This window comes from Komagataeibacter rhaeticus (genome assembly GCF_011611525.1).
GTDB classification, from domain to species: Bacteria; Pseudomonadota; Alphaproteobacteria; order Acetobacterales; family Acetobacteraceae; genus Komagataeibacter; species Komagataeibacter rhaeticus.
The window spans coordinates 2,645,001-2,664,420 of record NZ_CP050139.1 but is presented as its reverse complement, the minus strand read 5'-3'; the positions used below and the strand labels follow the sequence as shown (position 1 = coordinate 2,664,420).

The window sequence follows — 19,420 nt, the reverse complement described above, 5'->3', positions numbered from 1 at the left end:
TCGGAAGTTGCTGGACGCTGCCTTTTCATGGTCAGTCGGTCTCGCTCTCGGTCTTGGCCGGGGTGGCCTTCTTGCGTGTCGTGGTCTTGCGCGTGGTGGTCTTGGCCGCGGTCTTGCTGGCAGCCTTGCGGGGGGCGGCCTTTTTCTTGGGCGCGGCCTCCGCCCCCTCGGCATCCCCGGTCGCGTCCGCCGTCCTGGCCTTTGTTTTACGGGCAGCGGGCTTGCGGGTGGTCGTGGCCTTCTTGCCCTTGGCCTTGAGCGGCTTGCCCTTCTCGGCCAGCAGCGTCAGGGCTTCGTCCATGGTCACATCCGCCATGTCCTGCCCGCGCGGCACGGTGGCCACGATGGACCCATGCTGCACATAGGGGCCAAAGCGGCCCTTGCGCACCATGACCGGCTCGCCATCCTTGGGGTGGGGGCCGATGGTGCGGATGGAGGCCAGCTTCTTGGCCAGCGCATCCACCGCGCGGTTCAGCCCCACGGTCAGGACATCGTCATCCTTGTCCAGCGAGCCATAGACCGCGCCCATCTTCACATACGGCCCGAAGCGGCCGAGTCCCGCCTCGATCGGTTCACCCAGTTCGGGGTGGATGCCCACGATGCGCGGCAGCGACAGCAGGCCCACCGCCTGTTCCAGCGTGATCTTGTCCCCATCCAGCCCGCGCGGGATGGTGGCGCGTTTCGGCTTGGCCTTCTTGTCCTCGGGGTCGGGTTCACCCTGCTGCACGTACAGCCCCCACGGGCCACGGCGCACGGTCACTTCCTCGCCCGTGGGGGCGGTGCCCAGCACGCGCATGCCGTCCTTCAGGGTGGCGGCATCCTCGCCTTCCCAGGGGTCCACCACCAGCTTGCGGGTGAACTGGCAGGTCGGGTAGTTGGAGCAGCCGATGAACGCGCCGTAACGCCCCAGCTTCAGCCCCAGCCGCCCGGTGCCGCAGGCGGTGCACACGCGCGGGTCCTGCCCGTCCTCACGCTCGGGGAAGAAGTAGGGGGCCAGATCCGCGTCCAGTGCGGTGATGACGTCGGATATCTTGAGATCCTTGGTCTGGTCCACCGCGTGCGAGAAATCGGACCAGAAGGCGGACATGACATCGCGCCAGTTGGCGCGGCCGCCCGATATGTCATCAAGCTGTTCCTCCAGCCCCGCCGTGAACTGGGTATCGACATAGCGCTCGAAGAAGGAGGTGAGGAAGGCCGTGACCAGCCGCCCCCGGTCCTCGGGCACGAAGCGCCGGTTTTCCAGCTGCACGTAATTGCGGTCACGCAGCACGGTCAGGATGGAGGCGTAGGTGGAGGGACGGCCAATGCCGATCTCTTCCATCTTCTTGACCAGCGACGCTTCGGAATAGCGCGGCGGCGGCTGGGTGAAGTGCTGGTCCGCCGTGACCTCACCACGGCCAATGGCGTCGCGCTCGCTCATGGGTGGCAGCATGCGGTCCTGGTCATCGTCACCCTTGGCGGGCGAATCGTCACGGCCTTCGCTGTACAGGCGCAGGAAGCCGTCAAACGCGATGATGGAGCCGGTGGCACGCAGCGTCACACGCTGCTGGCGGTCGGTAATGTCCACCGCCACCTGGTCCAGCTCGGCGGACTGCATCTGGCTGGCGACCGAGCGCTTCCAGATCAGGTCATACAGCTTCTTCTGCTCGGGCGAGAGGTAGCGCGCCATGTCGGCCGGCGTGCGGCGCACGTCGGTCGGGCGGATGGCTTCATGCGCTTCCTGCGCGTTCTTGGCCTTGGTGGAATAGATGCGCGCCTTCTCCGGCACATATTCCGGCCCGAAGCTGTGGCCGATATGGCCACGGATGGCGCCAATGGCCTCGCCCGCCATCTGCACGCCATCGGTTCGCATATAGGTGATCAGGCCGACCGTCTCGCCACCGATATCGATGCCTTCATACAGCTGCTGGGCCGTGCGCATGGCCACCTGCGCCCCCATGCCCAGCTTGCGCGAGGCTTCCTGCTGCATGGTGGATGTGGTGAAGGGCGGCGGCGGGTTGCGGCGGACCTTGCGGCGCTCGACCTTTTCAACGCTGTAATCGCCTGCTTCCACCGCCGCCTTCGCGGCCATGGCGCGGGCTTCATCCCCCAGGTCGAACTGTTCGAGCTTGTGCCCGTCAAGATGGGTCAGCCGCGCCGAGAAGGCCGCGCCCCCGGGCGTGGTCATGCGCGCGATGATCGACCAGTATTCACGCGGTCTGAACACCTCGATTTCGGCTTCGCGCTCGCAGATCAGCCGCAGGGCCACGGACTGCACGCGCCCGGCACTGCGCGATCCGGGCAACTTGCGCCACAGCACGGGTGAAAGCGTGAAGCCCACCAGATAATCCAGCGCTCGGCGGGCCAGATAGGCCTCGATCAGCGGAAAATCGAGTTCACGCGGGTGGGCCATCGCGGTCTTGATGGCGCTCTTGGTAATTTCGTTGAACGTGACGCGCTGCACGTCGATGCCCTTGAGGAGGTTCTTTTCCTCCAGCATCGAGCGCACATGCCACGAGATGGCTTCCCCCTCACGGTCGGGGTCAGTGGCAAGGTAGAGATGCTTGGCCCCGCGCAGCGCCTTGGCAATGGCCGCGATCTGGCGGCTGCCGCGCTCGTCGGCTTCCCATTTCATGGCAAAGCCTTCGTCGGGCAGCACGCTGCCATCCTTGGGCGGCAGGTCGCGTACGTGCCCGAACGAGGCAAGAACCGTGTAGTTGTCACCCAGATACTTATTGATCGTTTTCGCCTTGGCTGGCGATTCGACCACCACGACGTCAGTCATTCTGTCTCCGGATCACGATTCTCAAACCTTGCTCGTTTCCTGCGCTCAGGCGGGGGGTGGACGCCGCACGACCATGTCCCCCGCAAGGAACTCGACCGTGCCCGCAATTTCCATTTCCGACAGGGCGGTCAGGACTGCTGCTGTCGAGAACTGGCAGCGCCGTACGAGATCGTCAACAGGCGATGGTGTGAAAGATAGAAAACCTTCTATCATTTCATGCAGGTCTCCCTCCCCCTGGGCGGGCGGGCAGGGGCCGGGCGCGGGGACTGCCCGCAGCACCGTTCCCGCCCGTTCCCGCTGCGGAACGGCAGGGTTGCGGACAGGGGGGAAACGGCCGGGAAAGAGGCCGGTTTCCTCCGTCGTTTCAGGGAGTTCGCGCAGGATGTCGCGTTCATTTTCCGTCAGTACCGCGCCCTGCCGCAGCAGGTCGTTGCTGCCGTGGCAGCGCGGGTCCAGCGGGGAGCCGGGCACGGCGAAAATGGTCCGGTCATAGTCCAGCGCCATGCGCGCGGTAATCAGGCTGCCCGAACGCAGTGCTGCCTCGATCACCACGCAGCCCAGCCCCAGGCCCGCGATCAGCCGGTTGCGGCGCGGGAAATGCCGGGCCTGCGGCACGGTGCCCAGCGGTGCCTCGGTCACGACGGCCCCGGTGCCGGCGATCCGGGCCTGAAGGTCCGCGTGTTCGGGCGGATAGGGGCAGTCCAGCCCACCCGCGATGGCCGCTACCGTCCGGCCCGCCGTCATGGCGCCGCGATGGGCCGCGGCATCGATCCCGCGCGCCAGCCCCGATACGGTGTCAACGCCCTGTGCCGCCAGCAGTGCGGACAGGCTTTCCGCCATGCGGATTCCGCCGGCCGATGCGTTGCGTCCCCCCACGATTCCCACCATCCGGGCCGAGAGCAGGGCCGGATCGCCCAGTACGGCCAGCACGGGCGGCGCATCATGCAGGGCCGCCAGCAGCGGTGGATAGCCCGGCTGGCCATGCACCACGAACTGCCCGCCCATGGCGTGCAGGCGGTCGATTTCACGCAGGGCGTCATCACGGGTGCCGGGCTGGCCCATGTTGCGGCCGGGGTTTGCGCCGCGTTCCAGCAGGGCAAGGGCCGCCTGTACGCTGCCATGCGTGCGCACAAGGCGGTGGTAGCTGACCGGGCCGATGCCGTCCGTCCGGGCCAGCCGCAGGCAGGCCAGCAGCGTTGCGGCATCGGGCGCGGTCATGCGCTTTTCTGGCCGATCCTGGGTTCGGTACCCCGGAGGATGCGGGTGATGTTGGCATGATGGCGGCACAGGATCATCACCGCGATCAGGCAGCCCGCCAGATAGGCGGGCGAAGAGAAGTCAACCCGCCCCGGCCGGATCATGAGCAGCGGGAGTGCCGCAAAGGCCACGATGGCCCCCGCCGATGAAATGCGCGTGACCCTGGCAAAGATCAGCCACAGCGCGCAGCAGCACAGCCCCACGCCGGGCATGAGCGCCAGCACGCAGCCCAGGCCCGTGGCCACACCCTTGCCGCCCCTGAATTTGAGCCATACCGGAAAGCAGTGCCCCGCCACGGCAAAGATCGCGGCCAGCGATTCGGCGGCCAGGGTGTGGAACGGGCACAGCACGAAGGCGCAGAACACGGCAAACGCGCCCTTGGTGCCATCCAGCGCCAGCGTGCCCGCCGCCAGCCCCTTGCGCCCGGTGCGCAGCACATTGGTGGCCCCGATATTGCCCGAACCGATCTTGCGGATGTCCCCCCCGCCCGAAAGCGCGGTCAGCACCAGCCCGAAGGGGATGCTGCCAATCAGGTAGGACAGGAACGCCACCCCGGCCATAAGCGGCAGGTCATAGGTCGGTATGCCGTATATCATGCGGCCTGTGCCCCGAACACGCGGCGGCCCTTCTTCCATGTGCCCACCACGCGGCCTTCCAGCGCACGGCCGTCAAACGGGGTGTTCTGCGCCTTGCCCGGCAGGTCGCCCGCGCGCACGATCCAGCCGGTATCGGGGTTGAACAGGCACAGATCGGCCGGTGCCCCGACCGCCAGCGTGCCCGCGCTGCTGCCCAGCACGCTGGCCGGGCGGTGGGTAAGCAGCGCGATGGCAGCCCCCATGTCCAGATTGCCCGCATGCACCTGCGCCAGCGTTACCGCCAGCAGGGTGCACAGCCCGGTGCCGCCCGCCGCCGCCACGGCAAAGGGCTGGCGCTTGTCATCGGCATCGCAGGGCATGTGGTCCGACGCGATGGCGTCGATCGTGCCATCGGCCAGCCCCGCGCAGACGGCCCGGCGGTCCGCTTCCGCGCGCAGGGGTGGGGAGAGCTTGGCATAGGTGCGGAAATCACCGATCACGGTCTCGTTCAGGTCGAAATAGGGCGGTGCCGTATCGCATGTCACCCGCAGGCCGTCGGCCTTGGCGCGCCGGATCAGGTCCAGCCCCTCGGCGGTGGAGACATGGCCGAAATGCAGCCGCCCCCCCGTCATGCGCGCAAGACGCAGGTCACGCGCGATCAGGATGGCCTCGGCCGCCGCCGGAATGCCCGGTAGGCCCAGACGGGTAGCCAGTTCGCCATCGGTCGCGCATCCCCCCCGCGCCAGCGAGGGGTCCTCGGGGTGCTGGACGATCAGCGCGCCGAAGCCTTTGGCATAGGTCAGCATCTGGCGCATGGTGCGGCTGTCGGCAATGGCATGGGGACCATCGGTAAAGGCAATGGCGCCCGCTTCGGCCAGCAGGCCGATTTCCGCCATTTCCGTGCCCGCGCACCCACGGGTCAGGGCACCATAGGGCAGGATGTCGATCAGGCCCGTTTCCTCGCCACGCGCGCGCAGCAGGCGGGCCAGGGCGGGGTTGTCTATGGTGGGGCTGGTATTGGGCAGCACGGCAATGGTGGTGATGCCACCGGCCACGGCAGCCTTTGCCGCGGACAGCACCGTCTCGCGGTATTCAAAGCCGGGCTCGCCAATCGTGACCCGCATGTCCACCAGGCCGGGGCACAGCACAAGCTGGCCGCCGCCATCAATCACTTCCGCCCCTTCGGGTGCGCCTTCGGCCTGTGGCAGGTCGGTGCCGGCAATCACCCCGCCCTGCACCAGCAGGCGGCCGGGGCGGTCCAGGCCACTGGCGGGGTCGATCAGGCGGCTGTTTTCAAACAGGACCGGCTTCATGCGCTTTCTCCCCCGCGTGCAAGGGTATCCAGCACGGCCATGCGCACGGCCACCCCCATTTCCACCTGTTCACGGATTACGCTCTGGTCGGAATCGGCAACGCGGCTGTCAATTTCCACGCCCCGGTTCATCGGGCCGGGATGCATGACCAGCGCATGCGGCTTCGCCAGCGCAAGGCGCCTGCTGTCCAGTCCGTAGAAGCGGAAATACTCGCGCGCGCTGGGCACCTGCGTGCCCTTCATGCGTTCACGCTGCACGCGCAGCATCATGACCACATCCACCCCGCGCAGCCCGTCTTCCATGGTGTGGTGAATGCTGACCCCCAGCGCCCCGATGGCGCCGGGCACCAGTGTCGGCGGCCCCACCACGCGCACCTGGCAGCCCATGGCGGTCAGCAGGTGGATGTTGGAGCGCGCCACGCGGCTGTGGCTCACATCGCCGCATATGGCCACCGTCAGCCCCTCGAACGTGCCGAAGTGGCGGCGGATGGTCAGGGCGTCCAGCAGGGCCTGGGTCGGGTGTTCATGCGTGCCGTCGCCCGCGTTGACCACGCTGGCCTGCACCTTCTGCGCCAGCAGGGCGGGGGCGCCGGACTGCGCATGGCGCACGACCAGCAGGTCGGTATGCATGGCGTTGAGCGTTGCCGCCGTATCGAGCAGCGTCTCGCCCTTGTTGACCGAGGAACTGGCGACACTCATGTTCACCACGTCCGCCCCCAGCCGCTTGCCCGCCAGTTCGAACGAGGTGCGGGTGCGCGTGCTGTCCTCGAAGAACAGGTTGATCAGCGTGCGCCCGCGCAGCAGGTCGCGCGGTGTCTTGCGGGAGCGGTTGAGCAGGGCATAGTGCTCCGCAAGGTCCAGCAGCGGCGTGATGCGGCTTGGGTGCATGCCCTGCACCCCCAGCAGGTGCCGTGCCGGGGTATTCACGAACACGTTGCTGCCATGGCCGCGCTCATTCATGGGCGGCAACCGCGTTGATGCGGGCCAGTACCGCGTCGCGGCCAAGGGCGACCAGCGTGTCGTCTATGCCGGGCGACATGGTGCTGCCGGTTACCGCCGCGCGCAGTGGCTGGGCAACCTTGCCAAGCTTCATCTCATGCGTCTCGGCAAACTGGCGCAGGGTGGCGTCTATGCCTTCCTTCGTAAACGGCCCGGTCGCCTTCAGCGCTTCGGCCAGCCTGCCCAGCATCACCCGGTTTTCCGGCGTGAGCTGCTTTTCGGCCTTCGGGTCGAAGGCGAGTGGCAGGGAACGGCCAAGGAAGGCGGCGTTCTCCGCCAGTTCCACCAGCGTCTTGGCGCGTTCCTTCAGGCCGGGCATCAGCGCCAGCACCTTTGCGCGCGTGGTATCCGATGTATCCACGCCGTCCATTTTCGCAAGGCGTTCCATCACGTCATTGGTCAGGCGCGTGTCATCGGCCTGGCGCAGCCACACACCATTGATGTGCAGCAGCTTGGCGTAATCCATGCGCGAGGGGGAACGGCCCACGCCATCAAGGTCGAACAGCCTGATCTGCTCCTCGCGCGACAGGATCTCGGCATCGCCATGGCCCCAGCCCAACCGCAGCAGGTAGTTGTTCAGCGCTTCGGGCAGGTAGCCCATGTCACGGAATTCAACGACCGACTGCGCCCCGTGCCGCTTGGACAGCTTGGCGCCATCCGGCCCGTGGATCAGCGGCAGGTGGGCGAAATGCGGCAGGTCCCAGCCCATGGCGCGGTAGATCATGGCCTGGCGGAAGGTGTTGGTCAGGTGGTCATCACCACGGATGACGTGGGTGATGTCCATGTCATGGTCATCCACCACGACCGCAAGCTGGTAGACCGGCGTGCCGTCGGCGCGCAGGATGATCATGTCATCCAGTTCCGCATTGGCCACGCGCACGTCGCCCTGCACCAGGTCATGGATGGTGGTCTCACCCTCACGCGGGGCCTTGATGCGGATGGTGTAGGGGGTGTTGGGCGGCGCTTCGGCGGGGTCGCGGTCGCGCCACATGCCGTTGTAGCGGGGGGGACGGCCCTCGGCCATCGCCTTCTCGCGCATTTCCTTCAGTTCATCGGCCGTGCAGTAGCAGCGATAGGCCAGTCCCTTTTCCAGCAGTTCGTGCGCCACCTCGGTATGGCGGGCCTGCCGGGTGGACTGGAAGACCGGCTTCTCATCGGGTTCGATGCCCATCCAGGCCAGACCGTCAAACAGCACGTCGACCGCTTTCTGGGTCGACCGCTCACGGTCTGTATCCTCGATGCGGAGCAGGAACTGCCCGCCATGGTGGCGGGCATAGAGGAAATTGAAAAGGGCGGCACGGGCGTTGCCGATATGCAGCAGGCCGGTGGGGCTGGGTGCGAAACGCGTACGGACTGTCATGAGCCGGCTCCTTAGCATGTTTTCGCCCTGCTGACAGGGGGCTGTCTGGCGTGCGGGCCATCTCGGCCGGTAGGATGGGCATTATGGCCACGCGCGGGGCGCATGCCCGGCACCGGCCCGCATGAATTATTACGGAGGTCCCTCCCTCGCGCCAGCATATCCCCCTTCTCCACGCAGCATTCCTGCGCATGGGCCAGACGGTGGCGGCATGGCTGTGGGGGCAGCATGCCCGCTTCATCGTCTGGCTGCCCGTGCTGCTGGCCGCCGGTATCGCCCTGTATTTCGCCCTGCCGTGGGAGCCGGGTGGCACATGGGCCTTCGGCATGGGCATGCTTGTGGTGGCGTCCGTCACGGGCAGGCTGCTGTGGGGCGCGCGCCTGCCCGTGCGCATGGGGTGTGGCGTGGTGGGGGCGTGTGCTGCGGGGCTGCTGGTGGCATGGGGGCAGGCGCATCGCATGCCACCCTTTCCCGATCTGCCCCGCCGGGCCGTGCATCTGTCCGGGCGCGTGACGGGGGTGGACGGGCAGACGCTGCGTGACGGGACGCGGGTGTCGCGCGTGGGGCTGGCCGATGTGCGGTTTCTGGACGGCATCAATATCGGCATGCGGCCCCTGCGCCGCCAGATCATGCTGCGCCTGCGGCCCGATGATCCGGCCGTGCCCGTTGCGGGGGATACGCTTTCAGCCCGGGCCCTGCTTGCGCCACCCGCCTTTCCGGCCATGCCGGGCGGGTATGATGCCCAGCGGCGTGCGTGGTTTGGCGGGCTGGCCGGTTATGGCCGCGCGCTGGAGCGCGTGACATCCGCGCATCCGCGCGGCCCGTCGGGCATGGCGGCGTGGCTTCGCACCCTGCGGCAGGGGCTGGCGCAGCGAATCCGCACGGCGCTGCCCGGCCCGCGCGGCACGATTGCCGCGACCGTGCTGACAGGGGAGGATGGGGTGATTGACGCGGAGACACGCGAAGCCTTCGCCGATGCGGGGCTGGCCCATCTGCTGGCGGTGGCGGGGCTGCATCTTGCCATCGTGATGGGGCTGGTCATGGCGGTGGTGCGCATGGGGCTGGCGCTGTCCGAGCACGCGGCGCTGTTCTGGCCGTGCCGCCAGATTGCCGGCGTGGCCGCGCTGCTGGCGGGTGGCGGGTATGTGGTACTGACGGGCGCGCACCTGCCCGCACAGCGCAGCCTGATCATGGCGGGGCTGGCGGTTGTGGCGCTGCTTGCGGGCAGGCGGCCGCTGTCCATCCGCGCACTGGCGGTGGCGGCGGCCGTGCTGATGGTGCTGGCCCCCGAAGAGGTGGCTGAACTGCCACTTCAGATGTCGATGGCCGCGGTCATGGCGCTGGTTGCCGGATTCGATGCCCTGCGCCCCGTCCTGTCCGCGTGGGGGCATGACGTGATGTGGATGCGGCGGGTGGGCGCGCGCATGGCCCGCCCCCTGCTGGCCAGCGTGCTGGCGGGCAGCGCGTGCCTGCCGGTGGGCATGGCGCATTTCGGCACGGTGCAGCCATGGTTCGTGCTGGCCAACCTGCTGGCCGTACCGCTCATGTCGGTCTGGATCATGCCGTGGGGGCTGGTCTCGCTGCTGCTCATGCCGCTGGGGGCGGAAAAGCTGGCGCTGGCGCCCATGGGCTGGGGCATTGGCGTGGTGGCGTGGCTTGCGCATCTGGTGGCGGGACTGCCGGTGGCGCGCGTCAGTGTGCCCGCCATGGGCGGTGGCGGGCTGGTGCTGTTCTTTGCCGGGCTGTGCTGGCTGTGCCTGTGGGCGGGGCGGGTCAGGCTGCTGGGTGCGCTGCCGGTTGTGCTGGCCGTGCTGTCACCATGGGTGGGCAGGATGCCGGTCGTGCTGGTGGCACCCGATGCGCGCATGGTCGGGGTGGTGGCGGGGGGGCAGGTACTGACCGGGCCGGGCACGCATCCCGATCCCTTCGTACTGCGGGAATGGCAGCGGGTGACCGGCCTGCGCGCGGGCCTGCTGCCCGTGGAGGGCAGGCAGGGCAGGGTGGCGTGCCGGAACGGGATATGCCGTGTTGCGGGGCAGGGGGGCGATATTGTGCTGCTGCTGGCCGCACGCATGCCCGATGCGGCGCTGTGCCTCGGGGCACGGGTGGTGGTGAACCTGCACGGGCAGGCGGGCTGTCCCGGCGTGGGGCGGGTCGGGCGCTTCGACCTGTGGCGCGAAGGGGCCTATGCCCTCTATTTCCGTGGCGGAGACGGGCTGGAGATGCGTACCGACCGCGCCACCCGTGGCGCGCGGCCATGGGTCATGCGGCCCGGTGGGGCGGGCATGCCCGACCTGCCACTGGCGCAGGCGGAATAGCACTCAGCCTGCTGGGGCTCCGGCGCGGATGTCGGCCTTCAGGCGGTACTGGCAGGGATCGAAGGCGGGGCAGCGCCAGCATTCGGGCCTGCGGGCCTTGCAGACATAGCGCCCGTGCAGGATCAGCCAGTGATGGGCGGGGCGCAGCATGTCGGCGGGAATGCGGCGGACAAGCTGGTCCTCCACCGCGCGCACGCTGGCCCCCGGCGCCAGCCCCGTGCGGTTGCCGATGCGGAAGATGTGGGTGTCGACCGCCATGGTGCTGTCGCCAAAGGCCACGTTCATCACCACATTCGCCGTCTTGCGCCCGACACCGGGCAGGGATTCCAGGGCCGCGCGGTCATAGGGCACCCTGCCATCAAAACGCTCCAGCAACTGGCGTGACAGGGATACGACATTGTGCGCCTTGGTCCGCCACAGCCCGATGGTGCGGATATGCTCGCCCACCTTTTCCTCCCCCAGTTCCACCATGGCCTTCGGGGTGGGGGCATCACGGAACAGCCCCACCGTCGCCCTGTTGACCGAGGCATCGGTCGCCTGCGCGGACAGCACCACGGCCACAAGCAGGGTGTAGTCATCGACAAAGTCGAGTTCGCTCCGCGCATCGGGGTTGGCGGCGGCAAGCTGGGTGATGAAGGTGCGGACTTCCGCCAGTGTCATGGCGCGGCGGGCGGGTTTTGCGGGGCGTGCGGGGGTTTTCATCGGCTACCTTGTGCGGGTGGATCGCGGGGTATTGTGCGGCGTTGGGGTGATGCATGTAAATGACCGCGAAAGGTCATCGGCCTTGCATGCGGGGCGGGCGGCGGCTAGTCGTTCCAGCCCCCGCCCGCGCTTCCACCTGTTGTGGCGGGCTGCGTGGCTTTCCTGCATCATGGCGCGTTGGCAATGGCATCCTTCTTTTCCCGCCCGGCATCGGGGCGACATGAATTTTCCGCCGTGCTGGGGTTTGTCTGGCGGCGCTGGCGTGCCCAGCCCGCCTTCCTGGCCTGGACACTGGCCGGGATTGCCATGGCCACGGTGGCGGATGTGATGATGCCGCTGCTGGCGGGCTGGCTGGTGGATGATGTCTCCCATCCCGCCACGACCGCCACCGCGCACCGTGCCCTGTGGGATGTGACCGGGCTGACGGTGCTGGGCATGGGGGGAATCCTGGCCCGGCGCACGGCCTATGTCGCCATTTCCCACCTGACATCGCGCGTCATGACCGGCATCGTGACCGGGGCATTTGCCCGTGTGCAGCGTTTTTCCAGCGAATGGCACGCCAGCAACTTCGCCGGTTCCACCGTGCGGCGGATCACGCGCGGCATGGGGGCGGTGGATACGCTGGGGGATACCGTGCTGCTGATGCTGGTGCCGGAGGTGATCGTGCTGTGCGCCACCACCGGGGTGCTGGCGTTCCACTGGGCGTTGATGGGGCTGGTGCTGGCCGTGGGGGCGGTGGCGCTGGTCTGGCTGTCGGTGGTGCTGACGCTGCGTTACGTGGCGCCGTCCGCCCGGCTGGCCAATCTGTGGGATACCCGCATGGGGGCCACCCTGTCGGACGCGGTGACGTGCAACGCCGTGGTCAAGGCCAGCGGGGCGGAAGCGCGCGAGGATGCGCGGCTGGCATGGGTGGCGGGACGGTGGCGCCAGCGCACGGTACGGTCATGGCTGCGCGGCACCAACAGCGCCAACCTGCAGAATTTCGCAGCCCTGCTCATGCGCATGATGCTGATAGCGGGCGTGGCCCTGCTGTGGCTGAAGGGCCGCGCGGGACCGGGCGATGTGGCCTATGTGCTGACGATGATGTTCGTGATCCAGGGCTACCTGCGTGATATCGGCCAGCAGATCTCGGTCGTGCAGCGTTCGGTCAACGAGATGGAGGAACTGGTCAGCCTGTTCCGCATGCAGCCCACCGTGGCCGACCGGCCCAGGGCAGGCGCGCTGCGCGTGACACGGGGCCACATCCGCTTCGCGCATGTGCGCTTTGGCTACGAACACCAGCATGGGCGCGTGCTGTTTGATGACCTGAACCTGGATATCGCACCCGGCAGCAGGGTGGCCCTTGTCGGCCCCTCGGGTTCGGGTAAGACCACGCTCACCCGCCTGCTGCAGCGTCTGTATGACGTGCAGGCGGGATGTATCACCATTGATGGCACCGATATCACAACGGTCACGCAGGCCAGCCTGCGCGGGCAGATTGCCATCGTGCCGCAGGAGCCGTTGCTGTTCCACCGCTCGCTGGCGGAAAACATTGCCTATGCCCGCCCTGACGCCACACCTGCGGAAATCGCGCACGCCGCACGCCAGGCCAATGCGGCGGACTTCATAGACCGCCTGCCGCGTGGCTATGCCACTATGGTGGGGGAGCGTGGGGTCAAGCTGTCCGGTGGGGAGCGGCAGCGCATCGCCATTGCGCGGGCATTCCTGAGCCACGCGCGCATCGTGATCATGGACGAAGCGACATCCAGCCTCGATTCCCGTTCCGAAATGCTGGTGCAGGAGGCCATGGAGCGGCTGATGGCGGGGCGGACCGTGCTGGTCATCGCCCACCGGCTTTCCACCGTCATGGGGCTGGACCGCATCATCGTGTTCCGCCATGGCCGGGTGTGCGAGGACGGCCCCCATGCAGCACTCATGGCGCGCGAAGGGGGGCTGTATCGCGGGCTGTTTGAACTCCAGTCTTTGTAAAAAGAGTTTTTGGTCAAGCTTTTTGCAAAAAGCTTGATAAAAAAATGCCGCCTTTTTGAAAAAAGGCGGCATCCAAAAACTTTTATTTATTTTCAGTTATTTATGGGGTTCAACCCGGCAGCATGGCGCCAAGGGCACGGCCGCCAAACAGGTGCACATGGAAATGCGGCACTTCCTGCCCGCCTTCGGCCCCGGTGTTGGAGACAAGCCGGTAACCGGGCGCCTCCAGTCCCAGGTCACGCGCAACCGTGCCCACGGCGCGGATGAAGCCCGTAATGTCCGCCTCACTTGCCTTCGCGCTGAAATCGGCAAAGGAGACATAGGCCCCCTTGGGGATCACCAGCACATGCACCGGCGCCTTGGGGGCGATGTCATGGAAGGCGAGGGCGTATTCATCCTCGTACACTTTCCTGCACGGCAGTTCACCGCGCAGGATACGGGCGAAGATGTTCTGCGGGTCATATGGACCAATGCCGCTTACGGCCATGGGGGTCTCCTGTCGGCTAATAGGGGTTCAGGCCAGCGGGTCGCGCGGACGGGATGCTTTTTCGGCAACCCCGCTGGTGCCTTCGCGCCGCAGCAGTTCGGCCCAGACTTCGGCGGGTTTCACGCCCGCGTCCACCCACATCACGATCAGGTGGTACAGCACGTCGGCACTTTCACTGACCAGTTCGTCACGATTGCCCGCGACGGCCTCGATCAGGCATTCAACCGCTTCCTCACCGAATTTCTGCGCGATCTTGCGCCGACCGCGGGCCAGCAGGCGGGCGGAATGGCTGATGGCGGGGTCGGTGCCGCGCCGTGATTCCACAACCTCGAACAGCCGGTCCAGCACATCGGGGGTGGCGGGCCCAACGGCTTCGGGCTTCGGGGGGGCGGCGGACTTGGCCGGGGCGTTCTTGCGGGATTTTTCTGTCTTGGCCATGACGATGCTCCGATAGGCTGGAATAAGGGGATCAGTCCGTCTGCCGGACGGGCAGGCCGGCCGATGCCAGCGCCTGCTTGACCTGTGGAATGGTGAACTGGCCGAAATGGAACACGCTTGCGGCCAGCAGGCCGGTCGCCCCCGCCCGCGCGCCTTCGACAAAATGCGTCAGTTCGCCTACCCCGCCCGAGGCCACGATGGGAATGCGCACCGCCGCATTGGCCGCGCGCAGCAGGTCAAGGTCAAATCCCTTGCCCGTGCCGTCGCGGTCCATGCTGGTCAGCAGGATCTCACCCGCGCCCCGTTCGGCCACTTCCCGGCACCAGTCCACCACATTGCGCCCGGTGGGGGTGCGGCCGCCATGGGTATAGACTTCCCACCCGCCATGGCCGTCGCTACGGGCATCAATGGCCACGACCACGCACTGGCTGCCGAATTTCTGTGCGGCCTCGCTGACCAGTTCGGGACGCGAGACGGCGGCGGAGTTCATGGCGCATTTATCGGCCCCCGCCAGCAGCAGGCGGCGCATGTCATCGGTGGCGCGCACGCCGCCGCCCACCGTAAGCGGCAGGAAGATGCGTTCCGCCGTGCGACTGACCACATCCAGTATGGTGTCACGGTTCTCGTTGCTGGCGGTGATGTCGAGGAAGGTCAGCTCATCCGCCCCCGCCGCGTCATATACGGCCGCCTGTTCCACCGGGTCACCCGCATCGCGCAGCGAGACGAAGTTCACACCCTTGACCACCCGGCCATTCTTTACATCCAGGCAGGGAATGACGCGCAGCTTCAGCATCAGCTTAAGGCCCGCAGGGCATCGCCCAGGTTGATGCGTCCGTCATACAGCGCGCGGCCCACGATCACGCCTTCGATGCCCGGTGCCTGTGCCGTCGCCGCCCGCAGGGCTTCCAGATGGCCAAGATTGCCCACGCCACCGCTGGCAATGACCGGGATGGACAGGGCATTGGCCATGTCCGATGTCTGCTCGATATCGATGCCGGTCAGCATGCCGTCGCGGCTGATCTCGGTAAAGATGACGGCGGCCACACCGGCATCCTGCATGCGCAGGCCCAGTTCCACGGCCTTCATCTCCGATGTCTCGGCCCAGCCTTCGGTTGCGACCTGGCCGCTGCGGGCATCGATACCCGCCACGATCCGGCCGGGGAACAGGCGGCAGGCCTCGCGCACCAGTTCGGGGTTCTTGACCGCGATGGACCCCAGGATGACCCGGCTGATCCCGGCATTGAGCCATTTGCCGATGCTTTCCAGATCCCGCAGCCCACCGCCCAGCTGCACGGGTACGGAGGCATTGGCGATGATCGCCTCGATCGCCTCGGTATTGGCGGAGCGGCCGGCGAAGGCGCCGTTCAGGTCCACGACATGCAGCCATGAACATCCGGCATCGATCCATGCCCGCGCCTGTGCGCCGGGGTCATCGGAATAGACGGTGGCATTGTCCATCTCGCCTCGGCGCAGGCGCACGCAGCTGCCGTCCTTGAGGTCGATGGCGGGATAGAGTGTCAGGCTGTGTCCGGTCACGGGGGCATGTCCTGCTGCAGGGATGGGGGTTGCGGCATCCTGCGGGTGGGCGGGGACGATCCGCTCGTCCGCCTGCAGGCGCTTGGTAAAGAACAGGCCGCGCACGGTACGGCCGTCCATGCGGGCATAGCTGGGGTGGGTGCCCCAGTGGTGGAACCCGCTGCTGCGGAACAGCCGCACGGCTTCCGTCTGGGTTTCACGCACATCAAGGTTGATGATCTGGTAGCCCATGCTGCGCGCGCAGCTTTCAACTTCGGTCAGCAGCAGCCGGCCCAGCCCCATGCCACGGGCATAGGGGGCGATGTAGAAGTGCATGAGGGTTGCACTCATCGCCTGCGCCTCGTTATTGCGCGGCGGGCGGACAAGCTGGGCGGAGCCGACGATCATGTCGTCAAGGCGGGCCACGAACATCTGGCGTTCGGGCACCAGCAGTACGCCACGGAAGTAGCGTTCCAGCGTCTCACGCGGGGGCGGGGCCAGCCAGCCAAAGCCGCCGCCTTCCAGAATGGCGGCATTGGTCGCATCACACAGGGCATGCAGGTCGTCTTCATGCATGTCCTGCAGGCGTTCGGCCTGAAGGGTGCCGGCAGGGGCGGCGGTCCGTGTCATGACGGGCCGCCCGGCATGGGGGTCCAGCGCAGGAAGTTGGACAGGATGCGCAGGCCCACCTTCTGGCTTTTTTCCACATGGAACTGCGTGCCCGCGCGGTTGCCGCGCGCCACGATGGCGGGCACCGTGCCACCGTAATCGGTCGTGGCCACCATGTCCGCCGGGTCATAGCCCCGCAGGGCAAAGGAATGGACGAAATAGCCGTGGGCATCCGCTTCCAGCCCGTCGGTCAGCGGATGGGCGCCGGGGGTGAAGGCCAGTTCGTTCCAGCCCATCTGGGGCAGGCGCAGGTTCGGGGCGTCCATCAGCGCGATCTCGCCCGCGATCCAGCCAAAACCGGGGGTCACGCCATGTTCACGCCCGCGCTCGGCCATAAGCTGCATGCCCACGCAGATGCCAAGGAAGGGCGTGCCGGCATCGGTTGCCGCCACGATTGCATCGCGCAGGCCGGGCCGGGCCGCAAGCCCCGCGGCACAGTCGGCAAAGGCGCCCTGTCCGGGCAGGACGATGCGGTCGGCATCACGCACCGCCTGTGGGTCCGCCGTTATGGTGACGGTGGCGGCAAGGCCGCAATCCTGCGCCGCGCGGGTCAGGGCGCGGGCGGCGGAGGCCAGGTTGCCGCCATTATAGTCGATCACCACAATGGATTGCGTAAGGGAAGGCGCGGGCATGGGATGCCTCATGATACGGAAGGAAGGGAACGGGCGCGGTTCTGCTCCATCCAGCGCAGCAGGGCGGCCTGCGGCCCTGTGGCGTAAACGCCGCGTGCGGGCCGGTAGCCGCGCAGCCGCAGTTCCCATTGCCGCAGTTCCGCGGCATTCAGCGCAAGGAACAGATGGCCCCCGGCCAGCAGCGGCAGGGCCAGGGTAAGCGGCAGGAACTGGCGCAGCAGGATAAACCCGCCGCCCGCCACGAACCCGCTGATGATACAGCCCCGCAGCACAAGCCCCAGCCACCCGGCCACCAGCACCAGCCACGACAGGCGGCACGCCACCATGACCGGACGGGCATCAGGGCCGTCCGCCTGATCGGGGGGCAGCAGGGCGCTGTAGAAGGTCACAGGCTGCCCTTGGTGGACGGGATGATGCCCCCCGCGCGCGGGTCGGGCTCGCTGGCGGTGCGCAGGGCGCGGGCCAGTGCCTTGAAGCCGGCTTCGGCTATGTGGTGGCAGTTATGGCCCGCGCGCTGGATCACATGCAGGGTGACAAGGGCGCTCATGGCAAAGGCACGGAAGAATTCCTCGAACAGTTCCGTATCCATTTCCCCGATCTTGTCACGCCCGAAGGTGACCGACCATGCCAGGAAGGGGCGGCCTGAAATATCGACCACGGCTTCACACAGCGCCTCGTCCAGCGGTACGGTGGCGCTGCCGTAGCGGCGGATGCCCCGCTTGTCGCCAATGGCCTGCGCGAAGGCCTTGCCCAGGGCGATGCCGGTATCTTCCACCGTGTGGTGGTAGTCGATATGCAGGTCGCCCTTTGCCGTGACCTCCAGGTCGCACATGCTGTGGCGGCCAAGGGCGGTCAGCATATGGTCGAAAAAACCGATGCCGGTATCGATGCGGGTCTGGCCCGTGCCATCAAGGTTGATGGTGACGGTAATGTCGGTCTCGCTGGTGGCGCGGTGGACCGTGGCTGTGCGCGGGGTATTCATGTCCCCCCTTCTACAGAAGCCGGAAGCCGGAATCCATACCGATCCCGCGTGCCGGTTCCGCGCAGGGCAGGGGGGATATTGGCAGGGCGGGGCATCTGCTGCATGGTGGCGCGTCATGGCGGCCGCCGTGCAGGCGCCGACTGCCAGCGGGCTGCCGCCACAACCGTATCAAGGGCACGACCACATGCCATCGCTCGATCTTCTCCTGTCGCGCTTTTCAACCGATGCGCTGGCCGAACCCGCGCCGCAGGGCGCCGTGCTGGACACCATCCTGTCCACCGCCATGCGCGCGCCTGATCATGGCAGGCTGCGGCCGTGGCGTTATGTCATCGTGCAGGGTGACGCCAGGCCCGCGCTGGCTCGGCGTATCGTCGCCAGTATGAAGCGGCTTGACCCGGACGTGGCCCCCGCCAAGATCGAAAAGCGCCAGACCCGTTTTTCCACCATGCCCATGATCATCGTGCTGGGCATGCACCTGCGCCCCGGGGACAAGATTCCCCTGATCGAGCAGGAACTGGCCGTGGGGGCAGCGGCCATGAACATCCTCAACGCCCTGCATGCCACGGGTTTTGGTGGGGTATGGGTCAGCGGTGATGTGGCCTACGATCCGGAACTTGCCGCCGAACTGGGCTTTCCCGCACCGCATGGGCTTGCGGGGTTCCTGTTTGTCGGCACGCCCCGGCCCGGTGCCCGCGGCCCCACGCGCCGGGCCGTGGATGACTATGTAGCCGAATGGACGGGCACGCCCGTGCGGTTTGGCGCGGATGACGCATAACCCGTTGCAGACCATGATGCGGACAGGAGCAGTCAGGCCATGACATATCATGATGTGACCATAATGGGCGGCGGCCCGACCGGCCTTGCCGCCGCCCTGTCGCTGGAGGCCCTGGGCCTGAGCGTTGCCGTTCTGGAACGTGCGGGCGCGCCCGCCTGGGCAGAGCCGGCCTTTGACGGGCGCGAAATCGCGCTGACGCATCATTCGGTTTCCGTGCTCAAGGCGCTGGGGGCGTGGGAGCATATTCCACAGGTGGCCATTTCCCCCCTGCGGCAGGCACGGGTTGAAACCGGCCGTCGCAATCATCCCCTTACGTTTGATACACAGGGGCGCGGTGTTGATGCACTGGGCTATCTGGTTTCCAACCACTGTATCCGGCGTGGCCTGTATCTTGCCGCCAGCAACCGCCCCAATATCCACCTGCTGGGTGGCACCGTCACCCGCCATATCCGGCGGATAGGCGAGGACATGACGGTGGTGCATACCGGTGGTGAGATCCGGTCCCGCCTTGCCATAGGGGCGGACGGGCGGTTTTCCCAGTTGCGGCGGATGCAGCGTATTGGCGCGGTGATGCACGATTTCAGGCGGTCCATGCTGGTCTGCCGCATGGCGCATGACCTGCCGCATCACCATGTGGCGACGCAGTGGTTTGATGAAGGGCAGACCGTGG

At 67.2% G+C, this 19,420-nt stretch carries 18 protein-coding genes (1 of these 18 running past the window's edge); 4 read left to right on the top strand and 14 right to left on the bottom strand.

Going from position 1 to position 19,420, the window contains the following annotated elements:
* Positions 1-31 precede the first annotated feature (31 nt).
* Genes topA through gltX form a run of 6 tightly spaced genes read right to left on the bottom strand, consistent with a single transcriptional unit; the run spans position 32 to position 8,267 of the window.
* Positions 32-2,764 (bottom strand): type I DNA topoisomerase, encoded by a 2,733-nt coding sequence (topA, locus tag GWK63_RS12150; RefSeq protein WP_112210096.1) that lies wholly within the window; start codon positions 2,762-2,764, stop codon positions 32-34.
* Between the two features lie 45 nt (positions 2,765-2,809).
* Positions 2,810-3,982: a DNA-processing protein DprA gene (dprA, locus tag GWK63_RS12145; RefSeq protein ID WP_007399928.1), complete on the bottom strand. Its 1,173-nt coding sequence runs from the start codon at positions 3,980-3,982 to the stop codon at positions 2,810-2,812.
* Positions 3,979-4,617, bottom strand: a complete 639-nt coding sequence (gene plsY / locus GWK63_RS12140) for a glycerol-3-phosphate 1-O-acyltransferase PlsY (RefSeq protein WP_007399929.1) — start codon at positions 4,615-4,617, stop codon at positions 3,979-3,981. Before plsY ends, dprA begins: the two co-directional genes overlap by 4 nt.
* A complete protein-coding gene (locus GWK63_RS12135; RefSeq protein WP_007399930.1) occupies positions 4,614-5,909 on the bottom strand; it encodes a dihydroorotase in 1,296 nt (431 codons plus the stop codon). Before GWK63_RS12135 ends, plsY begins: the two co-directional genes overlap by 4 nt.
* On the bottom strand, positions 5,906-6,868 hold the full coding sequence (locus GWK63_RS12130) for an aspartate carbamoyltransferase catalytic subunit (RefSeq protein ID WP_039999775.1): 963 nt from the start codon (positions 6,866-6,868) through the stop codon (positions 5,906-5,908). Before GWK63_RS12130 ends, GWK63_RS12135 begins: the two co-directional genes overlap by 4 nt.
* A complete protein-coding gene (gene gltX / locus GWK63_RS12125; RefSeq protein WP_039999777.1) occupies positions 6,861-8,267 on the bottom strand; it encodes a glutamate--tRNA ligase in 1,407 nt (468 codons plus the stop codon). The genes GWK63_RS12130 and gltX overlap by 8 nt, the downstream gene beginning before the upstream one ends.
* A 188-nt stretch (positions 8,268-8,455) precedes the next feature.
* Between gltX and GWK63_RS12120 the strand changes: the two genes are divergently transcribed.
* Positions 8,456-10,582 (top strand): ComEC/Rec2 family competence protein, encoded by a 2,127-nt coding sequence (locus tag GWK63_RS12120; protein ID WP_007399933.1) that lies wholly within the window; start codon positions 8,456-8,458, stop codon positions 10,580-10,582.
* Between the two features lie 3 nt (positions 10,583-10,585).
* On the opposite strand, the gene nth is transcribed toward GWK63_RS12120, so the two are convergent.
* On the bottom strand, positions 10,586-11,284 hold the full coding sequence (gene nth / locus GWK63_RS12115) for an endonuclease III (protein WP_007399934.1): 699 nt from the start codon (positions 11,282-11,284) through the stop codon (positions 10,586-10,588).
* 183 nt (positions 11,285-11,467) lie between these two features.
* On the opposite strand from nth, the gene GWK63_RS12110 reads away from it, so the two are divergent.
* Positions 11,468-13,252, top strand: coding sequence for an ABC transporter ATP-binding protein (locus tag GWK63_RS12110; protein WP_039999781.1), 1,785 nt, complete (start codon positions 11,468-11,470; stop codon positions 13,250-13,252).
* A 109-nt stretch (positions 13,253-13,361) separates the two neighbouring features.
* Here the strand turns inward: GWK63_RS12110 and GWK63_RS12105 are convergent, their stop codons facing one another.
* From GWK63_RS12105 to hisB, 7 genes are read right to left on the bottom strand one after another with little or no spacing between them, the layout of a single operon-like run.
* The gene (locus tag GWK63_RS12105; protein ID WP_007399936.1) at positions 13,362-13,739 is read right to left on the bottom strand and encodes a histidine triad nucleotide-binding protein; all 378 of its coding nucleotides are present in this window, start codon (positions 13,737-13,739) and stop codon (positions 13,362-13,364) included.
* A 27-nt stretch (positions 13,740-13,766) separates the two neighbouring features.
* Positions 13,767-14,177: a phosphoribosyl-ATP diphosphatase gene (locus GWK63_RS12100; RefSeq protein ID WP_007399937.1), complete on the bottom strand. Its 411-nt coding sequence runs from the start codon at positions 14,175-14,177 to the stop codon at positions 13,767-13,769.
* A 31-nt stretch (positions 14,178-14,208) separates the two neighbouring features.
* Positions 14,209-14,970 carry an imidazole glycerol phosphate synthase subunit HisF gene (gene hisF, locus GWK63_RS12095; RefSeq protein ID WP_007399938.1) on the bottom strand — a complete coding sequence of 254 codons (762 nt, stop codon included), beginning with the start codon at positions 14,968-14,970 and terminating at the stop codon, positions 14,209-14,211.
* Positions 14,970-16,322, bottom strand: coding sequence for a 1-(5-phosphoribosyl)-5-[(5-phosphoribosylamino)methylideneamino]imidazole-4-carboxamide isomerase (hisA, locus tag GWK63_RS12090; RefSeq protein WP_007399939.1), 1,353 nt, complete (start codon positions 16,320-16,322; stop codon positions 14,970-14,972). Before hisA ends, hisF begins: the two co-directional genes overlap by 1 nt.
* Positions 16,319-16,993, bottom strand: coding sequence for an imidazole glycerol phosphate synthase subunit HisH (hisH, locus tag GWK63_RS12085; protein ID WP_007399940.1), 675 nt, complete (start codon positions 16,991-16,993; stop codon positions 16,319-16,321). The genes hisA and hisH overlap by 4 nt, the downstream gene beginning before the upstream one ends.
* 8 nt (positions 16,994-17,001) lie before the next feature.
* The gene (locus GWK63_RS12080) at positions 17,002-17,382 is read right to left on the bottom strand and encodes a hypothetical protein (protein WP_034928623.1); all 381 of its coding nucleotides are present in this window, start codon (positions 17,380-17,382) and stop codon (positions 17,002-17,004) included.
* Positions 17,379-17,975 (bottom strand): imidazoleglycerol-phosphate dehydratase HisB, encoded by a 597-nt coding sequence (gene hisB, locus GWK63_RS12075; protein WP_007399942.1) that lies wholly within the window; start codon positions 17,973-17,975, stop codon positions 17,379-17,381. The genes GWK63_RS12080 and hisB overlap by 4 nt, the downstream gene beginning before the upstream one ends.
* Positions 17,976-18,159: 184 nt before the next feature.
* On the opposite strand from hisB, the gene GWK63_RS12070 reads away from it, so the two are divergent.
* Entirely contained in the window at positions 18,160-18,750 is a 591-nt protein-coding gene (locus GWK63_RS12070) for a nitroreductase family protein (RefSeq protein WP_112210204.1), read from the top strand.
* A 39-nt stretch (positions 18,751-18,789) separates the two neighbouring features.
* Positions 18,790-19,420, top strand: the 5' portion of a protein-coding gene (gene ubiM, locus GWK63_RS12065) for a 5-demethoxyubiquinol-8 5-hydroxylase UbiM (RefSeq protein ID WP_007399944.1). Its footprint extends 560 nt past the window's final position; the window shows 631 of its 1,191 coding nt (coding positions 1-631); its start codon is at positions 18,790-18,792; the stop codon falls past the right edge of the window.